Below are 26,452 nucleotides of genomic sequence, written 5' to 3'. Positions count from 1 at the left end.
TCACCCCATCGACCCAACAGCAGCCATGCCCAGATGGAATGCACCCACCACGATTGCAATGGCCACTCCAAGGCCCACCGCCGTGGCCCCTATCCCCACAATCACCCCAGCCCCATCTCGGTTCAGCATCGAGAAGGCAATGATGCACAGCCCCACATTGGGAATAGCATTGATGAAGGGAACCGGCAGCGCCATCACCACGCTGACACCGATGACCAGAATGGCATAGGGCAGATTGGCCGCCGCCCCGGTCAACCAGCGCAGGCGCGGCCTGGAAAACCGGGCAAGAATACCGGCGACCGTGACCACTTGCTCGCTGGCCCGGATCATCAAATCGAGCGGCAGCCTGCGCTTGCCGATAATCCCCGGCAACCGGATCTGCTTGCCCAGCAGCATGGCGACCGCAATGGCGCAGGTGGTCCAGGCAATGGTACCGCCGTAGCCAGGCGGTCCGGGGATCATGTTGAACAGCGACACAACCAGCAACAGCAGCCGATGTGCCCGCGGACCGAGTAGTTCCACCAGCCCCGTCAGCGTCAGGTGCGTCTCGTCACCGTCGGCGGCCCGCCGCAACGACGAGGCAATACGGCGCGTATAGCGTGTGATTGGCGTGACGCGCTGCGTCACACATCGTCCTCGGGATGCGGCGCCCGATGCAGCAGTGAGGAATCCCCATAGGAATAGAAGCGATAGCCATTCGCAATGGCATGGGCATAAGCCGCCTTCATCGTATCCATCCCCGAAAAGGCGCTGACCAGCATGAAAAGAGTTGATTTTGGCAGATGGAAATTGGTCATCAGCACGTCCACCGTACGGAAACGGAAGCCCGGCGTGATGAAGATATCCGTGTCGCCGACAAAGGGCTTCAACTCTCCAGTGGCCCGTGACGCCGTCTCCAGCAGGCGCAGACTGGTCGTGCCAACCGCAATCACCCTGCCCCCGGCGGCGCGGCGCGCATTGATCCGCTCGACCGTCGCCTGGTCGATCTCGCCCCATTCCGAATGCATCACATGGTCGTCGGTGTCGTCGGCCTTCATCGGCAGGAAGGTGCCGGCACCCACATGCAGCGTCACCCGCTCCATGGCGACATCCATGTCGCTGAGGTCCTGCAGCAGTTTCTCAGTGAAATGCAGGCCCGCCGTCGGCGCGGCAACGGCGCCATCCTCGGCGGCATAGACCGTCTGGTAGTCGACCTTGTCGCGCTCTTCCACGGCGCGCTTGGCCCCGATATAGGGCGGCAGCGGCATGGCGCCATGCGACTTGATCGCCTCGTCGAGCGCAGCCCCGCCCAGCTCGAATTCCAAGGTCACTTCGCCGGTCTCGCCCTTGCCGGCAATGCGCGCCACAAGCGGCTCAGCCTCACCATTGCCCAGCTCCAGCCGGTCGAGCAGCGCCAGCTTCTTTGCCGGTCGCGCGAAGGCCCGCCAAGTGTTGGCGTCGACGCGCTTGTGCAAGTTGAACGAGACATTGGCCCGCACCTCGCCACGGACACGCACGCCTTTCAGCTCGGCCGGCAACACCCGCGTATCATTGACCACCAGCACATCGCCCGGGCGAAGCAGGGTCTTGAGATCAGGAATATACTGATCTGCGATGACCTGCCCCGGGCGCACCACCAGCAGGCGCGCGCTGTCGCGCGGCTCCGCCGGGTGCAGGGCAATCAGGGTTTCGGGCAGCTCGAAGTCGAATTCTGTAACGCGCATGGCGGCTCGTTATCACGGGTGATCGCACTCGGGAACGGGGTTCGTCGCATGGGAGTTGCCTAAAGCACGCGGATCATCACCGCTCCGGTCACCAGCAAGGCGGCCCCGGCAATACGCCCGACTGAAATTTCGCGCACTGCCATCCCCATGAAGCCGATCTTGTCGAGGAACAGTCCCCCGATGAGCTGTCCTGTGACTGACAGGGCCATCACGGCAGCCGCGCCCATCAGTGGCGTCAGCGTGATGTTGGAAAACACATAGAAGGCGCCCAGAAGCCCACCAGCCAGGAAGGTCCACGGCGCCGGAGCGCCAAAATTGATCGGCGTATGCGTAAGGTGACTGAAGAGGAACGCCAGCGCCCAAAGCACCACGCCCCCGGCCAGGAACGAAACAGCGGCCGCGGCAACCGGCACCTCCAGCGCCCGCCCAAGGCTGGCATTGATCGGCGCCTGCGCCGCAATGCAAGCCCCGGCGATGACGCCCATCAGCGCCCAGAGAACAGTATCCATTTTCAAAATCAGCAACCTGCGAGGAAAGGCGGACTCACTTCGTCAAGTCCGGGGAGCGCCGACCAGACCGTCTGCGCACCACCTCGTCAACCCCGCTCAGCTCCTCACAGGCCCAGGTCGCTCGACCGGCAGCTGACGGTCCACAGGCCGCCCCCGGCAACGGCAACCACGCCGCCAACCTGTGCCCGCTGCGCTTCATAAACGCGCCCGATGCGGAAGCTCATGGCCTGGTGTTCGCGCCCGTCCTCGTCCTTCCACGACACCGTACCGCCCTCAACATCATCGCCGATGAAGCCGGCGGAGACATATTCACCGTCATGGTCGGGATGGCCGGCGTCGGTCGACAGCCCAAAATCATCGGTCAGCTGCATTTCAACGCTCAGCACCGGCTGCACCAGCGCCGGCCCGGTCACATAGGTGAACGCGATTTCACCCTTCGCATCCTTGCAACTCACCGTATCGAGCGCGGCGACCGGCGCAATCAGTGCCAGCAGGACCAACGCGGCGGCGGCTCCCTTGCCCATGATCGAGCGCATTCACCCCTCCATGCACCTGACCTCAACCCGGCGCGTCGGCGTGCTCAACACGCCCGAATAGCTTTCCGCAGCAGCGTCCCAGCTGACGCGCAGGCTGACGATAATGTCCTCAAAGTTCGGGTCGACGAAATCCACCATCATTTCGTCTCCCTCGGCAAAGGCCTGCCCGACGGCGAACGGCGTGCCCTCGCCGCGCTCCGGCCCGGTCGAATAGCGCTCACCATCGATTTCGGCAAAAGCGCCCAGCACCTGCATCACCACCAGCCGGCCCATGGCGATGTCGATTTCGCCGCCCTCGCCCTCACAAAAAAGGCCCCCGCTTGCCTGGACGGGCGAAGCGAGGGCCATGCTTGCAAGAACGAGCGCGGTTGCGCCGAACTTATTCAGCGATGTCGGCAGCAACCTTGACCGAAACCATCCGGTCCGGGTCGACGACGGGTTCGCCGCGCTTGATCTGATCGACATTCTCCATGCCCTCGATGACCTGTCCCCACACAGTATACTGGCGGTTGAGGAAGGGGGCATCAGCAAAGCAGATGAAGAACTGCGAATTGGCGCTGTTCGGATCCTGGGCGCGGGCCATCGAGGCCGTACCGCGCTTATGCGGCTCGGCGCTGAATTCCTGCTTGATGTTGGGATACTTCGAGCCACCGGTGCCGGCGCGCGACGGGTTGAACTCTGGCAGGTTGGAATTGCCGAACTTGACGTCGCCGGTCTGGGCCATGAAGCCCTCGATCACGCGATGGAACACCACGCCATCATAAGCACCTTCGCGGGCCAGCGTCTTGATGTGGTCCACGTGGCCGGGGGCCAGGTCCGGGCGCATGGCAATGACCACCTTGCCCTTGGATGTTTCGATGACGAGGGTGTTTTCGGGATCTTCATAGGCCATGAGCGGTCTCTTTCAGTTCAGAATGTGGCCGGGATGTAAGGCCAATAGGCCTGCGGTGCAAGGTCGAAGGCACCACCCTTCCTCAACGCAGTAGCGCTTACTTGTACTCGATAGCGGCCGAGACGATCTTGTCCGGGTTCGCCACGGCGCCGTTCATTTCCTGCGGACCCTTTTCGAGAGCATCAATTGCTTCCATGCCCGAAACCACCTTGCCGAACACGGTGTACTGACCATCAAGGAAGCTGGCGTCAGCCGTGGTGATGAAGAACTGCGAGTTGAACGAATTGGGGTCCTGCGACCGCGCCGCGCCCAGTACGCCGCGCTGGAAGCTCTCGGAATTGAACTCGGCCTCGACGTCCGGCATGTCCGAGCCACCCGTACCCGCCATCTGCAGGTTGTAGCTGGCATCGCTGGAATCCCCGTTCTGCACGTCGCCGGTCTGGGCCATGAAGCCGTCGATAACGCGGTGGAACACCACATTGTCGTATTCGCCAGCTTCGGTCAGCGCCACAACGCGCTCGACATGCTTGGGGGCAATCGCGGGCAGCAGCTCGATATCGACCACGCCATCTTCCAGCGTCAGGATCAGGTGGGGGGTGCCGGTTTGGGCGAAAGCCGGCGCGGCAACAAGGGTCGCGCCCAGGACAAGGGCAGCGAAGGAACGGCGATTGAACTTGATCATTTGGACTGAAGAGCCTTGAGAACGATTTGCGGGACGAAGGCGGAGATATCGCCGCCCATTTCAGCGATCTGGCGCACCAATGTGGCCGAGATATGCCGCACCGGCGGGCTGGAGGGCAGGAAAACGGTCTGAAGGTCGGGCGCCATCTGCGCGTTCATGCCCACCATCTGCATTTCATAATTGTAGTCGGTGGTGTCGCGCAGCCCGCGGATGATCAGCCTGGCACCATTGTCGCGTGCCGCCTGCACCATCAGCCCGGAAAAATCGACGATGCGAAACTCCGTATTGGTCCGCGCGCCAATAGCGGGCAGCACCTGATGGAGGATGGCAACGCGATCCTGATGGGTGAACAGCGGGTTTTTCTTCGTGGCGCTGATGCCCACTGCCACCACCAGCGTATCCACCAGCTTGCAGGCCCGCTCGATCACATCGAGATGCCCATTGGTCAGCGGATCGAACGACCCCGGATAGAACCCAACCAAATCACTCATGGCATGCCCCCTTCCCCTTGTAGTTGCAAAGGTTTTGTCACGCACGCCGCACCGAGGCAAGGCCAGGTCATGCGAACGCGCCGGTCAGCCCCTTGGCCTCCGGTTTCAAGACAGACGGATCCCGAGGCGCGTGCGTCTCAGTAAAACAAAGCAAATAGAGACGTCGCCGCCTCGGGATTCCGGTTTTTCCACTCACGGCTCGATCCCCTTTGATCGCTCGTCGCAGGGGCGTATCGCGCCGGGAGCGCGCCGCTGAAGCGAACCCAGGGCGCCGGCTTCTCCCGCAACCATTCGCTGCAGTCCGCCCATAGCGGGAGAGATGGGAGGAGTATGCGGGCGATTTTGAGCCCGGGGATAAAATCGTTGTGCTGCAGACGGAAGCCCCTCTGCTGGGTGTCGCCAGCGCACAGGATGTTCAGTCAGGGTCTCAGTTTGAGGGTGTCAGGCGCGCTTCTGCAGCGCCAGCCACACACCACCAAACATCAGGATCACCCCGGACAAACGCGACACCATACGCACCCGCGCTGCACTCAGAACACCCCGCGCCCGCCCGGCCACCAGCGCATAAATGACATCGGTCGACCCTGCGACCAGCATGAACAGCAGGCCCAGAACCAGAACCTGCGGGAATGTGGGCTGGCTGACATCGACGAATTGCGGCAGGAAGGCCCCGAGGAAAATCAATGACTTGGGATTGGAGAGCATCACGAGGAAGCCTTCAATCGCCATGCCCAGATTGGACTTGCCGCGCTCGGCCTGCACGGCGCCCAGACGTCCGTCGCTGCGCAGCATCTTGTAGCCCAACCAGATGAGATAAGCCGCGCCGATCAGCTTGAGCCAGTCGAAGGCTGCGCCCATGAAGGACACCAGCGCCTGCATGCCCAGCGCCACCACCAGCGTCATCACCAGAAACCCGGCCTGCGTGCCGGCAATGATGGCCAGACCCGCGCCGGTACCGCGCGACAGCGAATTGGCCACGATCACCGTCACCGTCGGACCCGGCACGATGGCCAGGAGGAAACAGGCACCAAGATAGGGAACCAACAGGTTGGGATCGAGCATTGCGGAAACTCCTGATCCCCCGAGCAAGCCACCTTCCGCCGGAAATGACAAGGGGCGCCGAAGCGCCCCCCTTCTATTCTGGTCTATTCGCCACTCGGCTCGGTCGGGCCTCCGCCCTCACCGTCTGCAGCAGGAGGCGTGCCCGGCGCGCCCGAAAGTTCGTCACCGTCCTCGCTTTCCGGCTCGCTGATGCGTTCCACCGACACCACCTTTTCGTCGGCAGCGGTGTCGAAGACGATGACGCCCTGCGAACTGCGTCCCACGATGCGGATCGGCTTGTCGCCGCCCACCGGCAGGCGAATGGTCTGGCCACCGTCGCTGATCAACATGATCTGGTCTTCTTCTTCCACCGGGAAGCTGGCGACCAGATTGCCATTGCGCTTGTTGACCGCCATGGCGACGATGCCCTTACCGCCGCGCCCGGTGATCCGGTATTCGTGGCTCGAGGTCCGTTTGCCATAGCCATTTTCAGAGATGGTCAGGATGAACTGCTCGGTGGCACTCATCAGCGCGTAGCGGTCCTGCGGCAACGCGCCGGCGACCACTTCACCCTCGTCCGAACCGGCCTCTTCCGCCTCGTCCTCGCCCCGCAAGGCGCGGCTCATCTTGAGATAGGCGGCGCGTTCTTCGGCCGTTGCGTCCGAGTGATTGATCACGGCCATGGAAATGACCAAGTCACCTGCCGCCAGCTGGATGCCGCGCACACCCATGGAGTCGCGGCCCTTGAACAGGCGCACGTCGTCCACGCGGAAGCGGATCGCCTGGCCCTGTGCCGTGGTCATCAGCACGTCGTTGTTCACCGTGCAGGTCTCGACGCCGACGATCTCGTCACCTTCGTCGAGCTTCATGGCGATCTTGCCGTTCTGGCGCACTTCGACAAAGTCGGCCAGCGAGTTGCGGCGCACCGTGCCCCGCGTCGTAGCGAACATGATGTCGAGATTGCCCCAGGAGCTTTCGTCCTCCGGCAGCGGCATGATCGAGGTAATCCGCTCGCCCTGTTCAAGCGGCAGGATGTTGATCAGCGCCTTGCCCTTGGCATTGGCCGCCGACAGCGGCAGACGCCAGACCTTGAGCTTGTAGGCTATGCCGCGGCTGGTGAAGAACAGCACCGGCGTATGCGTATTGGCCACGAACAGACGCGCCACGAAATCTTCCTCGCGGGTGGCCATGCCCGAGCGGCCCTTGCCGCCACGGTTCTGCGCCCGATAGGTCGAAAGCGGCACGCGCTTGATATAACCGGCATGGCTGACGGTCACGACCATGTCCTCGCGGGCGATGAGGTCTTCATCGTCGAAATCAGCGGCATGGTCGGAAATTTCGGTGCGGCGCGGCGTGCCGAACTGCTCGCGAATGGCTTCCAGCTCCTCACGGATGATGGTGCTGACGCGCTCGCGGCTCCGCAGGATATCGAGATAGTCTTCGATTTCCGCACCCAGGCCATTGAGTTCATCGCCGATTTCGTCGCGACCCAGCGCCGTGAGACGAGCCAGGCGCAGCTCGAGAATGGCACGGGCCTGCTCTTCAGACAGGTTGAACGTGCCGTCCTCATTGATGCGGTGGCGCGGATCATCGATCAGCTTGATCAGCGGCGCCACATCGGCCGCCGGCCAGCGGCGGGTCATCAACTGCTCGCGCGCCGTCGCCGGATCGGGCGCGACACGGATCAGGGCAATGATTTCATCGATGTTGGCAACGGCAACGGCGAGGCCGACCAGCACATGGGCGCGATCACGGGCCTTGTTGAGCAGGAACCGGGCGCGGCGCGTCACCACTTCCTCACGGAAGGCGATGAAGCAATCCAGGATCTGCTTGAGATTCATCAGCTCCGGCTTACCGCCATTGAGCGCCACGAAGTTGCAACCAAACGAGCTTTGCAGCGGCGTGAAGCGATAGAGCTGGTTCAGCACGACCTCGGGCAGCGCATCGCGCTTGACCTCGATCACCACGCGCATGCCTTCGCGGCTGGATTCGTCGCGCAGATCGGCAATGCCCTCAATGCGCTTGTCGCGCACCAGCTCGGCGATCTTTTCGACCATTGAGGCCTTGTTCACCTGATAGGGAATCTCGGTGATGACAATGGCTTCGCGCTCTTTTCGCACTTCCTCGACGCTGGAGCGCCCGCGCACGATGATCGAGCCGCGGCCCGTTTCATAGGCCTGGCGAATGCCGGCCCGGCCAAGGATGGTGCCACCTGTCGGGAAATCCGGGCCCGGCAGATGCTCCAGCAGCTCGTCGGTGCTGATGGACGGATTGTCGAGCACCGCCAGCGCCGCGTTGATGGTCTCGGCCAGGTTATGCGTGGGGATATTGGTCGCCATGCCCACCGCGATACCGCCGCCGCCGTTGACCAGCATATTGGGGAACCGCGCCGGCAACACCGTCGGCTCGTGTTCCGAGCCGTCATAGTTGTCGCGGAAGTCGACGGTGTCCTTGTCCAGATCATCCAGCAGCGAGTTGGTGATCCGCTGCATGCGCACTTCGGTGTAACGCATGGCAGCCGGCATATCGCCGTCGACCGAGCCGAAGTTGCCCTGGCCCTCGACCAGCATCTGACCCATCGAAAACGACTGCGCCATACGGACCAGGGCCATGTACACAGCGCTGTCGCCATGCGGATGGTACTTACCGATAACGTCGCCAACCACACGCGCCGACTTGCGGTAGGGCTTGTTGTACTCGTAGCCATTCTCGCTCATCGAGAACAGAATGCGCCGGTGCACCGGCTTCAAACCGTCTCGCACATCAGGGAGTGCGCGGCTCACGATCACGCTCATGGCGTAATCGAGATAGCTCTTGCGCATTTCATCGGTGATGTAGATCGGAGAAATGTCGGAGGGCGGGAGGCCGCCGCTCACATTGTCGGGCGTATCTGTCACGGGGTGATTCTACGTTGGTTCTAGTTGGCGAATAGATAGGCGATTCCGCACGCGATTGCCACTTTTGGAGGGCTTTGAGCTGTGGAGAGTGCGGGCGCCGCTCAGTTCTGGATCAGCCGGATCAATGTGCAATCAGGATCGACCAGCGCCCCTACCCGTCCACCCCATGCCTCAAGGCGCGGCGGATGCAGCCGCGGCCAGCCCTTTTGCTGCTCTGGCACGCCCGCGCGCTGGCAGATCTGGTAGAAGCCATCAAGGTCATCGAGCCGCAGGCAAGTGCCGAAAGAACTGCTGGCCGGGTCGAGTTCGGCGAACAGGAAAAACTCCAGCGTCAGCTCGCCCCGCCGCAGGATCAGCCAGACATCGTCGCGCCACTGACGCTCAAACCCCAGCGCGGCATAGAATTCTTTCGTAACCGAGAAGTTGCGGGACGGCAGATTGGGCGTGGCTCGGTCGGTCATGATTGCCTCAAACGGCCGCTGCGGGCGTGCGGTATCTTGCAAAGATATCTTTGCTATTATTCGTCAGCTGGCTGCGTCGAACACCGCACGGGCCTTGTTGATGCTCGGAATGCTCTGGTTGGCCCAGTCGATCAGGTGCCCGAACGGCACGATCAGCGAATGTCCGAGCGTTGTGAGCCGATACTCAACCGAGGGTGGCTTGGTGTCGAACACCTGCCGCGCCACCAGCCCGTCGCGCTGCAGATCGCGCAGCGTCTGGGTCAGCATCTTCTGTGAAATGTCGGGAATTTCGCGATGCAGCTGATTGAAACGCTTCGGCCCCGCCGCAAGGTACATGACGATCAGCATGCTCCACTTGTCGCCGATCTTGTCGAGCACATTGCGCACCGGGCAAGTGCCGGTTTGCTCGAAACTGGCAGCCTCGTTCCAGCGCTCGACAAATATCGCTGCTGCGTCTTGGCCCGTCTGCATGCACTTACCTCCAGGTAATCAATGGCCGAAAAGGTGCCTCCTTTTCAGCGGTCCGAACGCCCACTAGATAGTAGCTCTCTTTTCGATACCTAGTCTCCAAATTCACCTGAGGCAAGGACTCTATCGATCAACACCCTTTGGAGAGCCTGATGACCAAATTTGCCAATTCAACCCTGCTTGTCACCGGAGCGTCCGGCCAACTCGGTCGCATCGCCGTAGAGGAATTGCTGGCCCGCGGCGCCACCAAAGTCATCGCCGGCACCCGCGATCCGTCCAGGCTGGCCGATTTTGCTGCCCGCGGCGTTGAAGTCCGCAAGCTCGATTTCAACGACGCGGCGACCTTCGAGTCCGGCTTTGCCGGCGTTGAGCGCGTCCTGATCATTTCCACCAGCGAGATCGGCCGCCGCATTGCCCAGCAAACCGCCGCCGTGGCCGCTGCCAAGGCCGCCGGCGTCCGGCACATTGTCTATACATCGGCCCCCGCTGCACGACCGGATGCCGATGCGGGCCTTGGCCCCGAACATTTCTGGACCGAAAGCGCCATCTTCGCCTCGGGCCTGGATTTCACGATCCTCCGCAATCACATGTATGCGGAAAACACCCTGATGGACGCCGCCCCCACCATTGCCTCGGGCCAGCTCTATGGGCTGGTCGGGGATCGCGGCACCAGCTACGTCACCCGCGCCGATACCGCCCGCACCGCAGCAGGCGCCCTGCTCTCGGCGCAAGGACAAACGATCGAGGATGTCACCGGTCCGGCTCCCGTCACCAATGTCGAACGCGCGGCGCTGCTCTCGGAACTTTCCGGCAAGCCGGTGGCGGTCGTTCCCCTGCCCCCCGCCGATCTTGAGGCGGGCATGGTGTCCGCCGGCCTGCCAGACGCGTTCGCCAAGGTGCTGGTTGCCTTCCAGCGCGATGCCGTCGCCGGCTATCATGGCGTTGTCACCGATGTGGTCGAGCGCTACTCAGGCCGGAAGCCCGAAACCCTCGCCGACATGTTCAATGCCAACCGTGCGGCAATCCTGAGCTGAAAGATTGCGGGTCCGAGCGCCGTGCGGACCCGCTATCAATCCCCCCACAGCCAAATTCCGGCAAAGCTGGACGCATTCGACACAAACTCGTAAAAAATCATTGGGTTTGCCGCCGAACGGGGGAGTCGGGTTCTGGTGTCTTCGGGTTCTGTTGTTTCGCGGTTTGTCGACTGGTTCACCACCAAACGCTCCATTGGGTTCGGCTTCGAGTATCTGGGCCTTGCGACCCTGCGCTATCCGCGCGTCATGTCCATTGGGGTGCTGCTCTTTACCGTCATCTGCTTCTGGCAAATCCCGCGCGCCAATGTCGATGGCGACCTGCTCCGCGTTTATGCGCATTCGGGCCATTATTACGACGCCTATGACAAGCTCTCGGACACCTTCGGGACCTTCGAAAACGACATCTATGTGCTAGTCAATTCGCCCGATCTGGTCGATCCCGGCGTACTTGAGGAAATCCGCAGCCTCGCCTTCGACCTCGAGCTGAACGAATATGCCGTGGGCACCATGTCGCCCTTCACGCTGCGCAAGCCCGACGGCAATGGCGGCTCTGTTCCCGCCGTGCCCGAGGGCATGCTGAGGGCCGACGAGGTCGCCATGGCCCTGATGGACCTGCAGCAGAACGACCCGATGATGCGCAACCTGATCACCCCGGACCTGACCGGCGTGGTGCTCATCCTGTTCCCAAACCAGGAACTGGTAAACCGCGACGGCGCCAAGGCGATGATCGAAAGCCTGCGCGAAACCCTCTCCTTTTATGAGGGTGGACCGCTGCAGATCGAACTGACCGGCCCGCCGGTCTGGACTTCCGAAATGCTCAACGCGGCGGTGGACGACCAGATCAAGTTCACCCTCTATGGCTTCGGTCTCGGCGCCTTCATTGCCCTGTTTGCCCTGCGCTCCTTCTGGGGCGCGATCCTGGTTGCCGCCACGCCCTTCGTGGCCGTCGCCTGGTCCATTGGCACCGTGCTGCTGCTCTTTGGCTCCTTCTCCTTCCTCACCATCATCGTCACCACCCTGGTGCTGGTCATGGCCTTTGCCGAGTCGATGTTCTTCATCTTCAACTGGCTGGCCTATTGGCGCGACGGCATGGAGCCCAACAAGGCGGTCGATACGACGCTCAAGCTGGTCGGCCCGGCCACGTCCCTGACCACCCTGACCACGCTGGTTGCATTTGCTTCGCTGTATTTCTCGCCCGGCCAGGGCGTGCAGGAATTCGCGCTGGCAGGTGCCGCCGGTTGCGTCATCATGTTCGTTTGCCTGATGACCGTGATGCCCCTGCTGCTCAAGCTGGCGATCCGGCTCGGCTTCAAGCTGCCCAAGGCGCCCAATTTCGCTCTCAACGCGCCGGTGCCGCTGGCGCTGGGCCTCGCCAACCGTTTCGGGCGCCCGGTCAGCGTCGTCGCCATTCTGGTGACAGTGCTGCTCATCGTGCCCTTCTTCCTCATCCAGCCGCGCTTCTCCTTTGAAGACTATATGGCCAAGGATTCCACCGCGCTCACCGCGGCCGAAAGCATTGATGAAGGCGTTGGTGGCGTGGCTCCGCTCTATGTGCGCGTGCCCCTTGCCGAAATGGATCCAAATGTCGGGGCCGAGGATTTCGAGACCATCCGCAAGGTCCACGAAATCGTTGAGGCCGAGCTGGGCCAGAACAAGGTGATTTCCGCTGCCAGCCTCACCAATTACACCGAGACTGGCTTTACCCGCGAAGAGGTGTTCGACGCCGTCGGCCCCTTCATGCGCAAGCGCTTTGTCACTGATGATGGCGGCCAGGCGCTGGTCACGGGCTTCATGCCGACCATCCTGGAGAGCCAGGCGCTCAAGGACATGGTGGCGCGCATCGAAAACAGCATCGCCGCGGCCGGAATACCCGAGGCCGAAGTCGGCGGCTTCCGCGTCCTCACCACCTTCGCCACCGATGACATTGTCCGCTCGCTGCAGATTTCGCTCGCCGCCAGCGTCTTCCTCAATCTGGGACTGATCGGGCTGGCCTTTGGCTCGCTGCGCATGGCGCTGGTCTCCGCCGTGCCCAACATGTTCCCCATTCTGGGCACCCAGGCCTATCTCTGGATCACCGGTGCCGGACTGCAGCTGACCAGTGTCATGGCGCTGACCATCGCCTTCGGCATTGCCGTCAACGACACCATCCACATGCTCTCGCACTATATGCACGGCCGCCGCGAGGAGCAGCGCGGTCATCTCGATTCGGTGCGCCACACCCTCAACCGCATCGGCGGCGCCATCGTCGCCACTACGGTAATCCTGTGCGCCGGCACCATTATCGTGGCTTTCTCCGAGCTGCCGCAGGTAGCCCTGTTCGGCACGCTCTTCGTGCTCTCGCTGTCGCTGGCCCTGGTGGGGGACCTGTTCATGCTGCCGTCGCTGCTGGTCGCGGGCACCAGGTACCTCGAAAACCTGACCGCGATCCGGGTGCAAACTGCAGATCACGTCGCCACCCCGGACGATCCAACCGGCAACACCGACACCCGCATTGGCTCAGCCCGACCCGAATAGCGGTGCCGCTTGCCGCACCGGCCCGGCAAAAGCTAGTATTCGCGAGTGATTCCGGGCGGATCGATGGTGGCATGATCACTTTCGCGACAACCGGCAAAGTTATCGACCGATCGCAGCTATTCTTGGTCTGCAACCACATGCCGGGGGGCTTGTATTGCTTGTTTGGAGGCATAGCGCCATGACCATCTTCGGACCCCTGACCCGTGCCGTGGCACTGGCAGGTCTCCTGCTTTCTGCGACGGCGGGCCTTGCCCCCGTCAAGGCCGCACCGGCCGATGTCGCGCTGCTCAAGTCCTATATCGGGGAATGGCGCGGCCGCGGTGTGATGATCGGAGCCAATGAGGAAACCGTCGTCTGCCGCCTCTCCCTGAGCGAGGGCAATCAGGACAAGGTCAATTACAACGGCCGCTGCGCCTTGGCCGGCACCAATCTCTCGGTCGCCGGAACGCTGGCCTATGTGGACGCCAGCCGCCGCTTTGAGGCCGCCATGACCTCGAACGCCACCTTCACCGGCATCGCCGTCGGACAGAAGCGCGGTTCAGGCCTGGTGTTTAATTTGCGCGAGCGGGATCAGGACGAAGAGGGCAAGGACCTCAGCATCTCCGCGCAGATTCAACTCAGCGGCGACGCCATCCAGGTGGCCTTTGAGATCGTCTATATCGATTCAGGTGACAGTTTGCGCGCTGAAGTGCCCTTCTCGCGCTAAACGGCTGCCTCGGGTTTTCAAAGGGCGGCGTCCGGCGGATGCCGCCTTTTTGTTGGCCCCGATCCCTTTAGCGAAAACAATGTCTTAAGGACACGCTGCTAGGGTTTACCTATGTATGCGCAGACCTTTTCGAACGGCCCATTTCCGCCAGAACTGCCTCCCGAGGCCGACTCGCTGGCGGCAGGCCGGGCATTCCTCAAGCGGCTGCGCGATTTCACCGGCATGGCCGGCGCGGCGCTGGTGACCAGAGACGGCCGCCCGGTTGAGCGCGACGGCGATCAGCCGCCGTCTGGCTTTGACGTCGAATTGCTCGGCCCCTCGGGCCTGGTCACCGTCACCGACGACGCCGTCGCCCGGTTCATGATGGTCATCCCGATCCCCGGCATCGACCCCCACAAGCCCCATTGGCTGCTGCTCTGGGCGCCCCAGGCGCGGCCAGTTGCCGATGCCAACCTGCTGCTGGCCCGGGTCACCGAACTTGTTGCCCATGCGGCCATGGCGCGGCGGCGAGCTGCCGAGGTCCACCGCCAGCACCTGATTGAACGTGCATCGGCCACCGCGCGCATCGGCATCTGGGCCTGCTCACTTCCCGATGAGACTCTGACCTGGTCCGACGGCGTTTACGACCTGTTTGAACTGCCGCGCGGCTCGCGCATTGATCGCGCCCAGACCCTCAAGATGTACACGCCCGAATCCGCCGAGCGCATGCAGGTGCTTCGCGCCAACGCCATCGCGACCCTGGGCGACTTCAATTTCGACGCCGAGATCATCACCACCACCGGCAAGCGCCGCTGGATGCGCATCACCGCAACCGTGGACGGCAGCAATGGCCGGGCGCGCAAGATTTTCGGCATGAAGCAGAATATCACCGAGGAAAAGCTGCTGGCCGAACAGACCCGGCGCCTCGCCGAAACCGACACGCTCACCGGCCTCGCCAATCGCAGTCTGTTCCAGGCCCGCCTGGATGATCTGCACGGCGTTGGCGGCGGCGCGCCAATTGGCGCCCTGCTGCTGGTGGACCTGGATCGCTTCAAGTCGATCAACGACGAAATGGGCCATGCCCAGGGCGATGCCTGTCTGATTGAGGCCGGGCGGCGTCTCGTCGGCAGTTGCCCGCCCGGCACCCTGGTCGCGCGGATCGGCGGCGACGAATTCGCCATCGTCACTGACCTGCACAATGCTGCGGACAATCAGGCGCTCTGCGCCTCGATCGTGCAAGCCTTTGGCGCGCCCTTCACGCTGGCTGGCGAACCTCGGCCAATCGGCGCATCCGTCGGCATGGCTGTTCGGGGCCGGCACGACGCCGACACCCTTTATCGCAATGCCGACCTGGCGCTCTACCAGGCCAAGTCTGCCGGCCGCGGCACCTGGCGCCAGTTCATCGCTGCCTGATCCCAATAAAAAGGGCGGCTCTTGGCCGCCCTTGTTCCACCCCAATCAGAACGGGATATCGTCATCCATGCCGCCCGGCTCGAAAGCCGGTGCATTGGCCGAAGGACGGCGACCGCCACCACCGCCGGAATTGTCGCGCACGCCACGGAAGCCGCCACTGTCGCCGGCGCCATATCCGCCGCCGTCCCCGGCATTCTCGCCGCGGCCATCGAGCAGCGTCAGGTTGGAATTGAAGCCCTGCAGCACCACCTCTGTCGAGTATTTGTCGGCGCCGGACTGGTCCTGCCACTTCCGGGTCTGCAGCTGGCCTTCGATATAGACCTTGCTGCCTTTCCTCAGGTAGCTCTCAGCCACGCGCGCCAGACCTTCCGAAAAGATCACCACGCGGTGCCATTCGGTCTTTTCGCGGCGTTCGCCGGTGTTCTTGTCTTTCCAGTTTTCCGAGGTGGCGACCGAAAGGTTGACCACCTTGCCGCCGCTGGGCAGGTTCCGCACTTCCGGGTCATTGCCCAGATTGCCCACCAGAATGACCTTGTTCACGCTGCCAGCCATGGCGCATATCCTTCCAATTCAGTCCCGGTCTGTCCGGTCGCGGGACGCTTTCTCTCATGGGTCATTGGCGCTGCCCGGCACGCAGCCTCGACCCGGTCGGCGCACAATAGACCTTTCCGCGCGCCACACACGTGGCATTTGCGGTTCTGCACAGGGTCCACTGTCGCATGTTCTCTTTATGTTCCAATTTCTGCCGGCCCTTGTCAAGCCTGCTGACATGCTGACAGCCATTGTCAGCAGGCATGCTCCATTGCCTCGGTGCTCGGGAGATTGGTGGCAATGGATTACACGCAGGCACTCTGGCTCTACACCTTTCTGGTGTTCGGCATCATTGTCGTGCCGGGCATGGACATGTTCTATGTTCTGGCCAATGCCCTGACCGGCGGCAGGGGACTGGCCGCGCCCGCCCTGAGCGGCATCATGCTCGGTGGTGCCGTGCACACGCTGTTCGGCGCGCTGGCGGTGGGCGTCCTCGCCCAGCTTCCCGTGCAATTGTTTCAGGTCATGGTTCTGGCCGGCGCGCTCTATATGGCCTGGATCGGCTATACCCTCTTGCGCAGCGCCATCGTCGTCGACCACGTCTCCGGCTCGCGCATCCGCTCCGGCTGGGTGGCTTTTCGCCAGGGCACCATCACGTGCCTCCTCAATCCCAAGGCCTATCTTTTCGTCCTGGCGGTCTTCCCCCAATTCATGCGGCCTGAATACGGCCCGGTGTGGTCGCAGGCGCTGATCCTCGGGGTCATCACCGTGCTCATGCAGGGCAGCATCTATGGCGCCCTGGCGCTGGGTGCGAGCCGCACGCGGGACGCACTCGTGGACAATCCGGCCGCCACTATCTGGATCGGCCGTGGCGCCGGTGCCCTCTTCATGGCCGTGGCTCTCTTCACCGCCTGGCATGGTCTCACCATGACGTCAGTGACTTGACCGAATCCCAGGATGTTCTATTTATGTTCGCATGCGGGAATGGTGTTTTGGCAAGCCGCTCAGGACACGATAAGGTGAGACAAATTTCCGCAATTGGTGGACGGACAACTTGCCCGGCCGCTTGTTGCTGCCTATCTCCTTGCCTTTGCCCGCCGGCCCTCCCGCACGGCGCGACACGCAACTGGATCGAAAATGACTGACAAGCCCAGCCTCAACCGCGAGATCATTGTGCGTGGTGCCCGCGAGCACAATCTGAAGGGCATTGACGTCAAGCTGCCGCGCGACAGCCTGATCGTGATGACGGGGCTGTCGGGCTCGGGCAAGTCCTCACTGGCGTTCGACACCATCTATGCCGAGGGCCAGCGCCGCTATGTGGAGTCCCTCTCTGCCTACGCGCGCCAATTCCTCGAAATGATGCAGAAGCCCGATGTCGAGCACATCGAGGGCCTCTCGCCCGCCATTTCCATCGAGCAGAAGACCACCAGCCGCAATCCGCGCTCCACCGTGGGCACCGTCACCGAGATTTATGACTATCTGCGCCTGCTCTATGCGCGCGTCGGTATTCCTTACTCGCCCGCCACCGGCCTCCCCATCGAAAGCCAGACCGTTTCCCAGATGGTCGACCGCACGCTGGAGCTGCCCGAAGGCACCCGCCTCTATCTGCTGGCCCCTATCGCCCGCGGTCGCAAGGGCGAGTTCAAGAAGGAACTGGCCGACCTGATGCGCAAGGGCTTCCAGCGCGTCAAGATCGACGGCGAATATCACGAAATCGAGGACGCCCCAGCGCTCGACAAGAAGTTCAAGCACGACATTGAAGTCGTCGTGGATCGCCTTGTTGTCTCGAAGGATATTTCCGGCCGGCTGGCCGAAAGCTTCGAGACCGCGCTGAAGCTCGCCGAAGGCATCGCCCTGGTCGAATTCGCCGACGAGAAGAACGAGGACGGCACCGCCCGCCAGATCACCTTCTCCGAAAAATTCGCCTGTCCAGTCTCCGGCTTCACCATTGCCGAGATCGAGCCGCGCCTGTTCTCGTTCAACAATCCCTTCGGCGCCTGCCCGGTCTGCGATGGCCTTGGGACCGAACAAAAGATCGACCCCGACCAGATCGTCCCCGATCCAACGCTTTCGCTGCGCGATGGCGCCATCCTGCCCTGGAGCAAGACCAGCGCCCCCTATTATCAGCAGACCTTGCAGGCCGTGGTGAGGCACTTCGGCGCCTCCACCGGCACCGCCTGGAACGAGCTGCCGTTCGACGTCCAGCACGCCGTGCTCTATGGCACGGACAAGACCAAGATCGATTTCGTCTATGACGATGGCCTGCGCCAGTACAAGACGTCCAAGGTCTTTGAGGGCGTCATTGGCAACCTGGAGCGCCGCTACAGGGAAACCGAGAGCGCCGGCATGCGCGAAGAGATCGAGAAATACATGTCCGCCAAGCCTTGCGTGGCTTGCGGCGGCTATCGTCTCAAGCCCGAATCCCTGGCGGTCAAGATCGACGGTCTGCATGTCGGCCAAGTCTCGGAAATGTCGATCCGCAATGCCTCGAAGTGGTTCATCGACCTCTCCGACAAGCTGACGCCGACCCAGAGCCTGATCGGCGAACGCATTTTGAAGGAAATCCGCGAGCGCCTGAAATTCCTCAATGACGTGGGCCTTGAATACCTCTCCATGTCCCGCAATTCCGGCACCCTGTCGGGCGGCGAAAGCCAGCGTATCCGCCTTGCCAGCCAGATCGGCTCGGGCCTGACCGGCGTGCTCTATGTGCTCGACGAGCCCTCCATTGGCCTCCACCAGCGCGACAATTCCCGCCTGCTCGAAACCCTGCGGCGGCTGCGCGACCTGGGCAACACCGTTATCGTCGTCGAGCACGACGAAGACGCCATCCTGACCGCCGATTACGTCCTCGACATCGGCCCCGGCGCCGGCGTCCACGGTGGCAACATTGTTGCCGAAGGCTCCCCCCAGGACATCCTCAACCACCCGGATTCGCTGACCGGCAAATATCTCTCGGGCCGCATGGGCATCCCCATCCCTACCGAGCGCCGCGAGGGCAAGAAGGGCAAGAGCCTTTCGGTCAGGGGCGCCACCGGCAATAATCTCAAGAATGTCTCGGTCGATGTGCCGCTGGGCATGTTCGTCGCCATCACCGGCGTCTCCGGCGGCGGCAAGTCGACGCTGATGATTGATACCATGTACCAGGCCATCGCCCGGCGCCTCAACGGCGCCCGCGTGGTTCCTGCCCCGCATGAATCGCTCACCGGCCTCGAATTCCTCGACAAGGTCATCGACATCGACCAGTCGCCCATCGGCCGCACGCCGCGCTCCAACCCGGCCACCTATACCGGCGCCTTCACGCCCCTGCGCGAGTGGTTTGCGGGCCTTCCCGAAGCCAAGACCCGCGGCTATGGCCCGGGCCGCTTCAGCTTCAACGTCAAGGGCGGCCGCTGCGAGAAATGCGAGGGCGACGGCGTCCTCAAGATCGAGATGCACTTCCTGCCCGACGTTTATGTCACCTGCGATGTCTGCAAGGGCAAGCGCTACAATCGCGAAACGCTGGAAGTCCAGTTCAAGGGCAAGTCGATCTCCGACATCCTCGACATGACCATCGACGAGGGCGTCGACTTCTTCTCGGCCGTCCCGGTCATCCGCGACAAGTTCGCCACGCTCCAGCGCGTCGGCCTTGGCTATGTGAAAATCGGCCAGCCCGCCACGACCCTTTCAGGCGGCGAAGCCCAGCGCGTCAAGCTCTCCAAGGAATTGAGCAAGCGCGCCACCGGCCGCACCCTCTACATGCTGGACGAGCCGACCACTGGCCTCCATTTCCACGACGTCGCCAAGCTGCTTGAGGTGCTGCACGAACTGGTCGAGGGCGGCAATACGGTGGTGGTCATCGAGCACAATCTCGAGGTCATCAAGACCGCCGACTGGATCATCGACCTCGGCCCCGAAGGCGGTGACGGCGGCGGCGAAATCGTGGCCATCGGCACGCCCGAGGACGTCGCCGAAAACCCGCGCTCCCACACCGGCGTTTATCTCAAGGAAGTCATGCACCGCCGCCCGCATTTCGAGACCAAGGCCGCGGAGTAAATTCCGGCGTTTTGTGCAGGCGGCCCCACCCCACCTACATCCCCCTCAAGGGGAGGGATGCGCCGGCGCCGCTGCGTTCGGGGCCGATGCCGATGTTCATCGTCTCCCTCCCCTTGAGGGGGAGGGACCAGGGGGTGGGGTGGAGAAACCCGCTCAATCGCCCTAAATCAACCCCATCCGCGCCAGTTCGGCCGCAATCTCGGCTGAATTGTCATTGCCCCCGGCCTCCATATCCGGCGGCGCGTCTTCGATCCGCAGATAGCGCCAGCCCTGGAACGGCCGCTTGGTATAGGGCACGGTTCGCACGATCTCGGGCGCCATGATGATGTCGCAGTAATTCTTGCCCTCAGGATCGGTATAGGACGCAAGGCGCAGAATGCGTTGCCGGCAGCAGATCGTGCCCGACATCACCCAATAGATGGACCCCTGCCCCTCCATCTCGTCGCCGCGCTTGGGCATCATGCGCGTACGATGCACATGCACGTCCTCGCCATAGTCGGCGCCCCACCAATGCGCGCGCTCTTCGCGATAGCCTTCAAGCTCCTCCACGCTGGAGACACCAACGCAGAGTTTGACCATATGAATCATGCCAGCGTCCCCGGCGCCACGCGGCCCTGGATGACGTCGATCTCGTCATCGTCGACAATCCACGGCTCCTGCAGCGCCAGCCCCAGCCACTGCTGGAACGCCGGCAGCGCATAAATGGCTTCGACATAGCGCCCCGCCACGTCGGAAACCGGCAGGTCATAGGTCCTGAGCCGCGTCGCCAGCGGCGCAAACATGGCGTCGGCGGCCGAGAACGCCCCAAAGAGATATGGCCCACCCGTGCGCGCCAGCAGATCGCCCCACAGCGTCTCCACCCGATGCAAGTCCTTGCGCACCGCGTCGAGATCCACCTTGCCCGGATGGGATGCCCGCAGGTTCATCGGTGCATGATTGCGCAGCCCGCTGAACCCGGCATGCATTTCAGCCGCCGCAGCGCGGGCCATCGCCCGGTCTTTCCGTTCAGCCGGCCAGATCGCCTTGTCGGGAAAGCTGTCCGCCAGATATTCGATAATCGCCAGCGTTTCGGGCAGGACGAGCGCGCCATCGAGCAAGACCGGCACCCTGCCTGTTGGCGATCGGGCCGCGAGATTTTCGCGCCAGCCGGGGCCCGCCAACTGCAGAACCTCGTCCTCGAACGGGATCTCGAAGTGCTGCAAGACCAGCCAGGGCCGCAGCGACCACGTTGAGTAATTGCGATTCCCGATCAAGAGCTTCATCGAATTTCCTCACGACAATCCAGAACTCGGAGCATTCGTCCAGCGTTCCAAAAAAGAAGGGCGCCCAGTGGCCGGGCGCCCTCCGCTTAACCTTCTGCAGTGAATAACTCCAGCGCCTTTCCTAGACGCTAGCAACTACGGAGAAAACCAGCCCCATCGATACGAGGCATACCAGCGCCCAGCTCATAGTCTGCCAGACGGCGGTCTTGGTTTGACTGCGCATAGATCGCTCCTTGTCAGTCGTCCACACCGGCTCCGAGGGCTTGCGCCAAGAGAAAAGTGGTCACCACTTCACCCTGAAATTGCGCGTCCAGACTGGCACCCTTCGACCGGTAATGAATCGTTAGCCGTCTCGCAGATGGGAAGCAAGCGACCAAACTGCAACACTCCACAGCCATGAAATTGTCGGACCGCCGCCTCAGAACAGCCCGAACCACAGCCCGGCAATGCCCAGAAAGGCAAAGAAACCAATCACATCGGTCACCGTGGTCACGAACACGGCCGAGGCGATAGCGGGATCGGCCTTGAGCTTGTCGAGGGTCAGGGGAATAAGAATCCCGAATGTTCCCGCCACGATCATGTTGATCACCATGGCGATGCCGATGACAATTCCGAGCTGCAGGTCGCCATAACGCAGCGCTGTGACAATGCCGATCAGGACGGCAAAGATCACGCCATTGACCACGCCCACGACCATCTCGCGGCGGATCAGCCGACGGACGCGCCGGCCATCCAGCTCACGCATCGAGAGCGCGCGCACGGTCACCGTCATGGTCTGCGCCCCGGCATTGCCACCCATCGAGGCAACAATGGGCATCAGCACCGCCAGCGCCACCATCTGCTCGATGGTCGCGTTGAAAAGCCCGATGACGAAGGACACCATCACGGCGGTAAACAGGTTGATCACCAGCCACGGCACGCGGCTTTTCACCGTGTCCATCGTGCTATCGGACACGTCTTCGTCGCCAACACCGGCCAGCAGCTTGATGTCCTCGTCGGCTTCCTCATGGATCACGTCGACAATGTCGTCGATGGTGAGGACACCCACCAGGCGTCCGCTTTCGTCCACCACGCCGACTTCGACCAGATCGTAGCGCTCGAAGCTGCGCGCCGCCTCTTCCTGGTCCTCGTCGGCCTTCACCAGCACGAAGCTGGTCGTCATGATCTCGTCGATCTTGGTGGCGCGTGGCGTACGTAGGAACTTGTCCAGCGGCAACGTGCCCAGCACCGTATAGCCGGCGTCCACCACATAGAGCTGGTAGAATTCGTCCGGCAGGTCTTTTTCGGCGCGCAGGTAGTCGATCACCTGCCCCACCGTCCAGAACGGTGGAATGGCGATGAATTCGGTCTGCATCCGGCGGCCGGCCGAATCCTCGGGAAAATCGAGACTGCGCTTCAGTGCCAGCCGCTCGAAAGTGGGCAGCGCCGAAAGAATTTCGTCGCGATCTTCCTGTTCGAGGTCTTCGAGCAGATAGACGGCGTCGTCATTGTCCAGCTCGGCCACGCCGCGGGCGATATCGGCATTCGGCAGCGCTTCCATGATGTCGAGGCGAATGCTCTCGTCCACCTCGGTCAGTGCCGAAAAGTCAAATTTATCCGCCAGCGAACGCACCAGCGCCAGCCGCTCCCCGGCATGCAGTTGCTCGAGCACGTCGCCTATGTCGGACGCGTGCAGAGGCTCCATGACCAGGGCAACGTCTTCGGCCCGGTCCGCATCGAGAAAAGCGCGCAATCGCTCGAGCCAGAGCACATTGATCCGGCCTTCCGCGTCGCGGAACACGTCAAAGTCATTCCCGGTCTCAAGGCCGGGCGCCATTTCGGAATCGTCGCTCATCGGGAGCCCTTTTCGTGTCCTGGGAGTTTCAGGGGCACGACAAGCCATAGCCAATCAGGTGGCCATGCGCCAGAGTAGGCCAACGGCTTTTTCTTCAATTGCGGGAGTGGCGTGCAAATGACTGACGCTCAGGATCTCGAACGCGGCCTCGCCCGCCTCGTCCGGCAGATAGCCGACCGCCGGCTACCCGGTGTTGCGCGTGCGGTACATGAAGGGGCTCCGGCGCTGCTGGTCGACGATAGCCCCTTCGCCACCATGCTCGACGCCACGACCGTCGCTCTGGCCTGCCCCGCAGACCAGAAAGTGCTGCTCATGGATATTTCGCCCGATCTCTACTTCGAAACCGAAGCCTTCATTGGGCGCAATCTGGTCCTGCTCCGCCTCGACCGCGTTGACGACGAGGAGCTGTCCCTGCGCCTGCACGACGCCTGGGAATATGTGGCGCCGAACAGGCTGCGGAAATACGTGGACTAGCAGAATTCGCCGTGTCAGGGCGTCTCGATCATGAGACTCCCCGCCCCCGGGCTTGCCCCGGGGCCGATATCCCTCTGTGCATAAGCAGCAATTTGCCCACCAAGGATGGCCCCGGGGCAAGCTCGAGGGCGGCACAGTGACAATCCAACGCGCTCGGCACAAAAGCGCCGCCGGCCTATTCCACCCGCCTCCCGCTCTCGCGGTTGAAGCCATGAAGTGCCTGGATCGGCAGTACGAAGTCTATCCGCTCGGCCTCGCCCACATTGGCCCGGCCCTGCTGCACCAGGATCAGCGCCTGCTCGATCCCCTCGACGCGCACATAGAGATGGCTTTCCCCGCCCACCGGCTCGATCAGTTCCACCGTACCCGAGAGGGCAATGCCATCGCCACCGCCCAGAACCACCTGATCGGGACGGATGCCGACAATGTCGGCTCCTGGCGTGAGTGTCGGCATTGTGGCGCCGGCCACCGCGGCTAGCGTCTCGACCGGCAGCAGGTTCATCGGCGGCGAGCCGATGAAGCCGGCCACGAACAGCGAGGCCGGACGGTCATAAAGCTCAATGGGCTTGCCGACCTGTTCGATACGACCGCCATTCATCACCACCAACCGATCTGCCAGTGTCATGGCCTCGAGCTGGTCATGGGTCACATAGACGCTTGTGGTCTTCAGGCTCCGCTGCAGGCGGCGGATTTCGATGCGCATCTGCCCGCGCAACTTGGCATCGAGGTTGGATAGCGGTTCGTCGAACAGAAACGCCTTGGGCTGGCGCACGATGGCCCGGCCCATAGCGACGCGCTGGCGCTGCCCACCCGAGAGCTGCCGCGGCTTGCGGTCGAGGAAAGGCGCAATTTCCAGAACCCGGGCCGCCTCGGCGACGCGGCGGTCGATTTCCTCGCGCGGCGTGCCGCGGTTCTTGAGGCCATATTCCAGGTTCTGTCGCACGCTCATATGCGGATAAAGCGCGTAGTTCTGGAACACCATGGCGATGTCGCGTTCGGCGGGTTCCTTGTTGTTCACCACATCCGCACCAATGGAAATGGTGCCGTCGGTGATCGTTTCGAGCCCGGCGATCATCCGCAACAGGGTGGACTTGCCACATCCAGAGGGGCCAACCAGCACCACCAGTTCGCCGTCCTCGATGGAGAGATCGACGCTGTGAATTGCCGTGACATTGCCGGGATAGACCTTGCGAACGCCCTTGAGGTCGATGCTTGCCATTGTTCTTATTTCTCCGTTTCGACCAGGCCTTTGACGAACAGGCGCTGCATGAAGATGACGATGAGGACGGGTGGCAGCATGGCCATCACCACGGCGGCCATGATGATGTTCCACTGCGGGTCGGCATCGGCCACGGCGGCCATGCGCTTCACGCCCATCATCAGCGTGTAATATTTGGGATCGGTGGTCACGAGCATCGGCCACAGGTATTGCATCCACCCATAGATGAAGAGGATGACGCAGAGCGCCGCGATATTGGTCCGCGACAGCGGCAGGAGGATATCGCGGAAGAACTTGATTGGCCCGGCGCCATCGACGCGAGCGGCCTCCATCAGTTCATCGGGAATGGTCATGAAGAACTGGCGGAACAGGAATGTCGCCGTCGCCGAGGCGATCAGCGGCAAAGTCAGCCCCACATAGGAATTGAGCATCCCCAGGTTCGCCACCACCGCGAAGGTGGGGATGATGCGCACTTCCACCGGCAGCATCAGGGTGATGAAGATCAGCCAGAACGCCAGCACCCGGCCCGGAAACCGGAAATAGACGATGGCATAGGCCGAGATGATGGAAATGGCGATCTTGCCCACCGTGATGATGATCGCCATCCACAGCGAGTTCCAGGCCATCAGCCAGAAAGGCGCGACGCCGCGCCGGTCCTCGGTCCACACCTGGACCACATTGTTCCAAAGCTCGGCGCCGGGCAGCATCGGCATCATGCCCGAGCTGAGCGCCGTCGGGCCATGGGTGGCGGCAATCACCGCGATATAGACGGGGAACACCACGATGATGACGCCCAGGATGAGCACAAAGTGGGTGAGGAAAGTCAGCCAGGGACGATTTTCGACCATGTGTTCGTCCTCCTAATACTGGACCCGGCGTTCCACGTAGCGGAACTGGATCACGGTGAGCACGATGACGAACAGCATGAGGATCACGGACTGGGCCGAACTCGACCCCAGGTTGAGCCCGATATAGCCATCCGAATAAACCTTGTAGACCAGCGTATTGGTGGCCTGGTTGGGCCCGCCCGCGGTGGTCGCGTCGATCACGCCGAAGGTGTCGAACATGGTGTAGTTAAGATTGACGATCATGAGGAAAAACGTCGTCGGAGAGAGCAGCGGAAACACGATTGTCCAGAACCGCTTGAACGGCCCTGCCCCGTCGATGGCTGCCGCTTCGTTGAGCGATTGCGGCACCGATTGCAGCCCGGCCAGGAAGAACAGGAAATTGTAGGAAATCTGCTTCCAGCTGGCCGCGATGATGATCAGGATCATCGCCTGGCCGCCATTGAGCTGGTGGTTCCAGTCCACGCCGAAAAACTCGAGCACATAGGGCAGGATGCCGGTGGTCGAATTGAAGATGAACCACCACAGAATGCCAGCCACTACCGGGGAAACCGCATAGGGCCACAGCAGCAGCGTGGAATAGGCCGTACCCGAGCGAATCAGCCGGTTGACGGCCGTCGCCAGCACCAGCGCCAGCCCCATGGAAATCACCGTCACGGCCAGCGCGAACAGCGCCGTGCGCCCCATCGAGGCCAGATAGGCCGGGTCCTGGAACAGGCGCCCATAATGCATCAGCCCGACAAAGCTGGTGGACAGCCCGAACGGGTCTTCCCGCTCAAAGGATGATTTGACCGCCTGCCCGGCCGGCCAGATGAAAAAGATCAACGTAATGATCAGCTGCGGCGCTACCAGCAGGTAGGGCAACCCTTGCGAGGGAAAGACTGTGCGTTTGGTGTCCATCAACCCAATCCGGCGGGAGGGCCCGAAGC

26 protein-coding genes are annotated in these 26,452 nt (G+C 62.5%); 7 read left to right on the top strand and 19 right to left on the bottom strand.

Annotated features, from left to right (window positions below):
- From NIM87_RS00890 to NIM87_RS00835, 12 genes are all read right to left on the bottom strand, one after another.
- Positions 1 to 627 (bottom strand): exopolysaccharide biosynthesis protein, encoded by a 627-nt coding sequence (locus NIM87_RS00890; RefSeq protein WP_254672750.1) that lies wholly within the window; start codon positions 625 to 627, stop codon positions 1 to 3.
- A complete protein-coding gene (gene queA, locus NIM87_RS00885; RefSeq protein WP_254672749.1) occupies positions 624 to 1,703 on the bottom strand; it encodes a tRNA preQ1(34) S-adenosylmethionine ribosyltransferase-isomerase QueA in 1,080 nt (359 codons plus the stop codon). Before queA ends, NIM87_RS00890 begins: the two co-directional genes overlap by 4 nt.
- 59 nt (positions 1,704 to 1,762) lie before the next feature.
- Entirely contained in the window at positions 1,763 to 2,212 is a 450-nt protein-coding gene (locus NIM87_RS00880; protein ID WP_254672748.1) for a DMT family transporter, read from the bottom strand.
- A 104-nt stretch (positions 2,213 to 2,316) separates the two neighbouring features.
- Positions 2,317 to 2,748: a hypothetical protein gene (locus tag NIM87_RS00875; protein WP_254672747.1), complete on the bottom strand. Its 432-nt coding sequence runs from the start codon at positions 2,746 to 2,748 to the stop codon at positions 2,317 to 2,319.
- Positions 2,749 to 3,096, bottom strand: coding sequence for a hypothetical protein (locus NIM87_RS00870; protein WP_254672746.1), 348 nt, complete (start codon positions 3,094 to 3,096; stop codon positions 2,749 to 2,751).
- A gap of 31 nt (positions 3,097 to 3,127) precedes the next feature.
- On the bottom strand, positions 3,128 to 3,640 hold the full coding sequence (locus NIM87_RS00865; RefSeq protein ID WP_254672745.1) for a peptidylprolyl isomerase: 513 nt from the start codon (positions 3,638 to 3,640) through the stop codon (positions 3,128 to 3,130).
- Between the two features lie 97 nt (positions 3,641 to 3,737).
- The gene (locus NIM87_RS00860) at positions 3,738 to 4,319 is read right to left on the bottom strand and encodes a peptidylprolyl isomerase (RefSeq protein WP_408640046.1); all 582 of its coding nucleotides are present in this window, start codon (positions 4,317 to 4,319) and stop codon (positions 3,738 to 3,740) included.
- Positions 4,319 to 4,813, bottom strand: a complete 495-nt coding sequence (coaD, locus tag NIM87_RS00855) for a pantetheine-phosphate adenylyltransferase (RefSeq protein ID WP_254672743.1) — start codon at positions 4,811 to 4,813, stop codon at positions 4,319 to 4,321. The genes NIM87_RS00860 and coaD overlap by 1 nt, the downstream gene beginning before the upstream one ends.
- A gap of 441 nt (positions 4,814 to 5,254) precedes the next feature.
- Positions 5,255 to 5,875 carry a LysE family translocator gene (locus tag NIM87_RS00850; RefSeq protein ID WP_254672742.1) on the bottom strand — a complete coding sequence of 207 codons (621 nt, stop codon included), beginning with the start codon at positions 5,873 to 5,875 and terminating at the stop codon, positions 5,255 to 5,257.
- Between the two features lie 83 nt (positions 5,876 to 5,958).
- On the bottom strand, positions 5,959 to 8,751 hold the full coding sequence (gyrA, locus tag NIM87_RS00845) for a DNA gyrase subunit A (protein WP_332017492.1): 2,793 nt from the start codon (positions 8,749 to 8,751) through the stop codon (positions 5,959 to 5,961).
- A 101-nt stretch (positions 8,752 to 8,852) separates the two neighbouring features.
- A complete protein-coding gene (locus NIM87_RS00840; RefSeq protein ID WP_254672741.1) occupies positions 8,853 to 9,212 on the bottom strand; it encodes a bleomycin resistance protein in 360 nt (119 codons plus the stop codon).
- Positions 9,213 to 9,275: 63 nt separating this feature from the next.
- On the bottom strand, positions 9,276 to 9,683 hold the full coding sequence (locus tag NIM87_RS00835; RefSeq protein WP_254672740.1) for a winged helix-turn-helix transcriptional regulator: 408 nt from the start codon (positions 9,681 to 9,683) through the stop codon (positions 9,276 to 9,278).
- A 149-nt stretch (positions 9,684 to 9,832) separates the two neighbouring features.
- Here NIM87_RS00835 and NIM87_RS00830 point away from each other — a divergent pair, with 149 nt between their 5' ends.
- The 4 genes from NIM87_RS00830 (at position 9,833) to NIM87_RS00815 (ending at position 15,326) form a co-directional block, all read left to right on the top strand.
- Positions 9,833 to 10,714, top strand: coding sequence for an SDR family oxidoreductase (locus NIM87_RS00830; RefSeq protein WP_254672739.1), 882 nt, complete (start codon positions 9,833 to 9,835; stop codon positions 10,712 to 10,714).
- A 135-nt stretch (positions 10,715 to 10,849) separates the two neighbouring features.
- Positions 10,850 to 13,228: an efflux RND transporter permease subunit gene (locus tag NIM87_RS00825; protein ID WP_254672738.1), complete on the top strand. Its 2,379-nt coding sequence runs from the start codon at positions 10,850 to 10,852 to the stop codon at positions 13,226 to 13,228.
- A 178-nt stretch (positions 13,229 to 13,406) separates the two neighbouring features.
- Entirely contained in the window at positions 13,407 to 13,934 is a 528-nt protein-coding gene (locus tag NIM87_RS00820; protein ID WP_254672737.1) for a hypothetical protein, read from the top strand.
- A gap of 111 nt (positions 13,935 to 14,045) precedes the next feature.
- A complete protein-coding gene (locus tag NIM87_RS00815; RefSeq protein WP_254672736.1) occupies positions 14,046 to 15,326 on the top strand; it encodes a diguanylate cyclase domain-containing protein in 1,281 nt (426 codons plus the stop codon).
- 45 nt (positions 15,327 to 15,371) lie between these two features.
- Here the strand turns inward: NIM87_RS00815 and ssb are convergent, their stop codons facing one another.
- Complete coding sequence (ssb, locus tag NIM87_RS00810) at positions 15,372 to 15,878, bottom strand: single-stranded DNA-binding protein (RefSeq protein WP_254672735.1); 507 nt, start codon at positions 15,876 to 15,878, stop codon at positions 15,372 to 15,374.
- A 279-nt stretch (positions 15,879 to 16,157) separates the two neighbouring features.
- Between ssb and NIM87_RS00805 the strand changes: the two genes are divergently transcribed.
- Positions 16,158 to 16,802 carry a LysE family translocator gene (locus NIM87_RS00805; RefSeq protein ID WP_254672734.1) on the top strand — a complete coding sequence of 215 codons (645 nt, stop codon included), beginning with the start codon at positions 16,158 to 16,160 and terminating at the stop codon, positions 16,800 to 16,802.
- Between the two features lie 192 nt (positions 16,803 to 16,994).
- Positions 16,995 to 19,889 carry an excinuclease ABC subunit UvrA gene (uvrA, locus tag NIM87_RS00800; protein ID WP_254672733.1) on the top strand — a complete coding sequence of 965 codons (2,895 nt, stop codon included), beginning with the start codon at positions 16,995 to 16,997 and terminating at the stop codon, positions 19,887 to 19,889.
- Positions 19,890 to 20,051: 162 nt separating this feature from the next.
- On the opposite strand, the gene NIM87_RS00795 is transcribed toward uvrA, so the two are convergent.
- The 3 genes from NIM87_RS00795 to mgtE form a co-directional block, all read right to left on the bottom strand.
- Positions 20,052 to 20,477 carry a DUF1489 family protein gene (locus NIM87_RS00795; protein WP_254672732.1) on the bottom strand — a complete coding sequence of 142 codons (426 nt, stop codon included), beginning with the start codon at positions 20,475 to 20,477 and terminating at the stop codon, positions 20,052 to 20,054.
- Positions 20,474 to 21,151, bottom strand: coding sequence for a glutathione S-transferase family protein (locus NIM87_RS00790; RefSeq protein ID WP_254672731.1), 678 nt, complete (start codon positions 21,149 to 21,151; stop codon positions 20,474 to 20,476). Before NIM87_RS00790 ends, NIM87_RS00795 begins: the two co-directional genes overlap by 4 nt.
- A 418-nt stretch (positions 21,152 to 21,569) precedes the next feature.
- Positions 21,570 to 22,985, bottom strand: a complete 1,416-nt coding sequence (gene mgtE, locus NIM87_RS00785; protein ID WP_254672730.1) for a magnesium transporter — start codon at positions 22,983 to 22,985, stop codon at positions 21,570 to 21,572.
- A 117-nt stretch (positions 22,986 to 23,102) separates the two neighbouring features.
- On the opposite strand from mgtE, the gene NIM87_RS00780 reads away from it, so the two are divergent.
- Positions 23,103 to 23,459: a hypothetical protein gene (locus tag NIM87_RS00780; RefSeq protein ID WP_254672729.1), complete on the top strand. Its 357-nt coding sequence runs from the start codon at positions 23,103 to 23,105 to the stop codon at positions 23,457 to 23,459.
- A gap of 175 nt (positions 23,460 to 23,634) precedes the next feature.
- Here NIM87_RS00780 and NIM87_RS00775 read toward each other — a convergent pair whose 3' ends face one another.
- From NIM87_RS00775 to ugpA, 3 genes are read right to left on the bottom strand one after another with little or no spacing between them, the layout of a single operon-like run.
- Positions 23,635 to 24,678 (bottom strand): sn-glycerol-3-phosphate import ATP-binding protein UgpC, encoded by a 1,044-nt coding sequence (locus tag NIM87_RS00775; RefSeq protein ID WP_254672728.1) that lies wholly within the window; start codon positions 24,676 to 24,678, stop codon positions 23,635 to 23,637.
- 5 nt (positions 24,679 to 24,683) lie between these two features.
- Positions 24,684 to 25,526 (bottom strand): sn-glycerol-3-phosphate ABC transporter permease UgpE, encoded by an 843-nt coding sequence (gene ugpE / locus NIM87_RS00770; protein ID WP_254672727.1) that lies wholly within the window; start codon positions 25,524 to 25,526, stop codon positions 24,684 to 24,686.
- 12 nt (positions 25,527 to 25,538) lie between these two features.
- On the bottom strand, positions 25,539 to 26,423 hold the full coding sequence (gene ugpA / locus NIM87_RS00765; RefSeq protein ID WP_254672726.1) for a sn-glycerol-3-phosphate ABC transporter permease UgpA: 885 nt from the start codon (positions 26,421 to 26,423) through the stop codon (positions 25,539 to 25,541).
- Between the last annotated feature and the right edge of the window lie 29 nt (positions 26,424 to 26,452).

Source organism: Devosia ureilytica (assembly GCF_024273195.1).
GTDB lineage: Bacteria > Pseudomonadota > Alphaproteobacteria > Rhizobiales > Devosiaceae > Devosia > Devosia ureilytica.
This window is presented reverse-complemented; position numbering and strand designations above follow the sequence as displayed.

What these genes read in the sequence shown, in the direction of transcription:
- NIM87_RS00805 (WP_254672734.1), top strand. Translation starts at nt 16,158, where the DNA reads ATGGATTACACGCAGGCACTCTGGCTCTACACCTTTCTGGTGTTCGGC.
- NIM87_RS00850 (WP_254672742.1), bottom strand. Translation starts at nt 5,875, where the DNA reads ATGCTCGATCCCAACCTGTTGGTTCCCTATCTTGGTGCCTGTTTCCTC.
- ugpE (WP_254672727.1), bottom strand. Translation starts at nt 25,526, where the DNA reads ATGGTCGAAAATCGTCCCTGGCTGACTTTCCTCACCCACTTTGTGCTC.
- queA (WP_254672749.1), bottom strand. Translation starts at nt 1,703, where the DNA reads ATGCGCGTTACAGAATTCGACTTCGAGCTGCCCGAAACCCTGATTGCC.
- NIM87_RS00830 (WP_254672739.1), top strand. Translation starts at nt 9,833, where the DNA reads ATGACCAAATTTGCCAATTCAACCCTGCTTGTCACCGGAGCGTCCGGC.
- NIM87_RS00875 (WP_254672747.1), bottom strand. Translation starts at nt 2,748, where the DNA reads ATGCGCTCGATCATGGGCAAGGGAGCCGCCGCCGCGTTGGTCCTGCTG.
- NIM87_RS00815 (WP_254672736.1), top strand. Translation starts at nt 14,046, where the DNA reads ATGTATGCGCAGACCTTTTCGAACGGCCCATTTCCGCCAGAACTGCCT.
- NIM87_RS00820 (WP_254672737.1), top strand. Translation starts at nt 13,407, where the DNA reads ATGACCATCTTCGGACCCCTGACCCGTGCCGTGGCACTGGCAGGTCTC.
- NIM87_RS00870 (WP_254672746.1), bottom strand. Translation starts at nt 3,096, where the DNA reads ATGGCCCTCGCTTCGCCCGTCCAGGCAAGCGGGGGCCTTTTTTGTGAG.
- NIM87_RS00880 (WP_254672748.1), bottom strand. Translation starts at nt 2,212, where the DNA reads ATGGATACTGTTCTCTGGGCGCTGATGGGCGTCATCGCCGGGGCTTGC.
- ugpA (WP_254672726.1), bottom strand. Translation starts at nt 26,423, where the DNA reads ATGGACACCAAACGCACAGTCTTTCCCTCGCAAGGGTTGCCCTACCTG.
- coaD (WP_254672743.1), bottom strand. Translation starts at nt 4,813, where the DNA reads ATGAGTGATTTGGTTGGGTTCTATCCGGGGTCGTTCGATCCGCTGACC.
- NIM87_RS00865 (WP_254672745.1), bottom strand. Translation starts at nt 3,640, where the DNA reads ATGGCCTATGAAGATCCCGAAAACACCCTCGTCATCGAAACATCCAAG.
- NIM87_RS00795 (WP_254672732.1), bottom strand. Translation starts at nt 20,477, where the DNA reads ATGATTCATATGGTCAAACTCTGCGTTGGTGTCTCCAGCGTGGAGGAG.
- NIM87_RS00835 (WP_254672740.1), bottom strand. Translation starts at nt 9,683, where the DNA reads ATGCAGACGGGCCAAGACGCAGCAGCGATATTTGTCGAGCGCTGGAAC.
- NIM87_RS00840 (WP_254672741.1), bottom strand. Translation starts at nt 9,212, where the DNA reads ATGACCGACCGAGCCACGCCCAATCTGCCGTCCCGCAACTTCTCGGTT.
- NIM87_RS00780 (WP_254672729.1), top strand. Translation starts at nt 23,103, where the DNA reads ATGACTGACGCTCAGGATCTCGAACGCGGCCTCGCCCGCCTCGTCCGG.
- ssb (WP_254672735.1), bottom strand. Translation starts at nt 15,878, where the DNA reads ATGGCTGGCAGCGTGAACAAGGTCATTCTGGTGGGCAATCTGGGCAAT.
- NIM87_RS00775 (WP_254672728.1), bottom strand. Translation starts at nt 24,678, where the DNA reads ATGGCAAGCATCGACCTCAAGGGCGTTCGCAAGGTCTATCCCGGCAAT.
- NIM87_RS00790 (WP_254672731.1), bottom strand. Translation starts at nt 21,151, where the DNA reads ATGAAGCTCTTGATCGGGAATCGCAATTACTCAACGTGGTCGCTGCGG.
- mgtE (WP_254672730.1), bottom strand. Translation starts at nt 22,985, where the DNA reads ATGAGCGACGATTCCGAAATGGCGCCCGGCCTTGAGACCGGGAATGAC.
- uvrA (WP_254672733.1), top strand. Translation starts at nt 16,995, where the DNA reads ATGACTGACAAGCCCAGCCTCAACCGCGAGATCATTGTGCGTGGTGCC.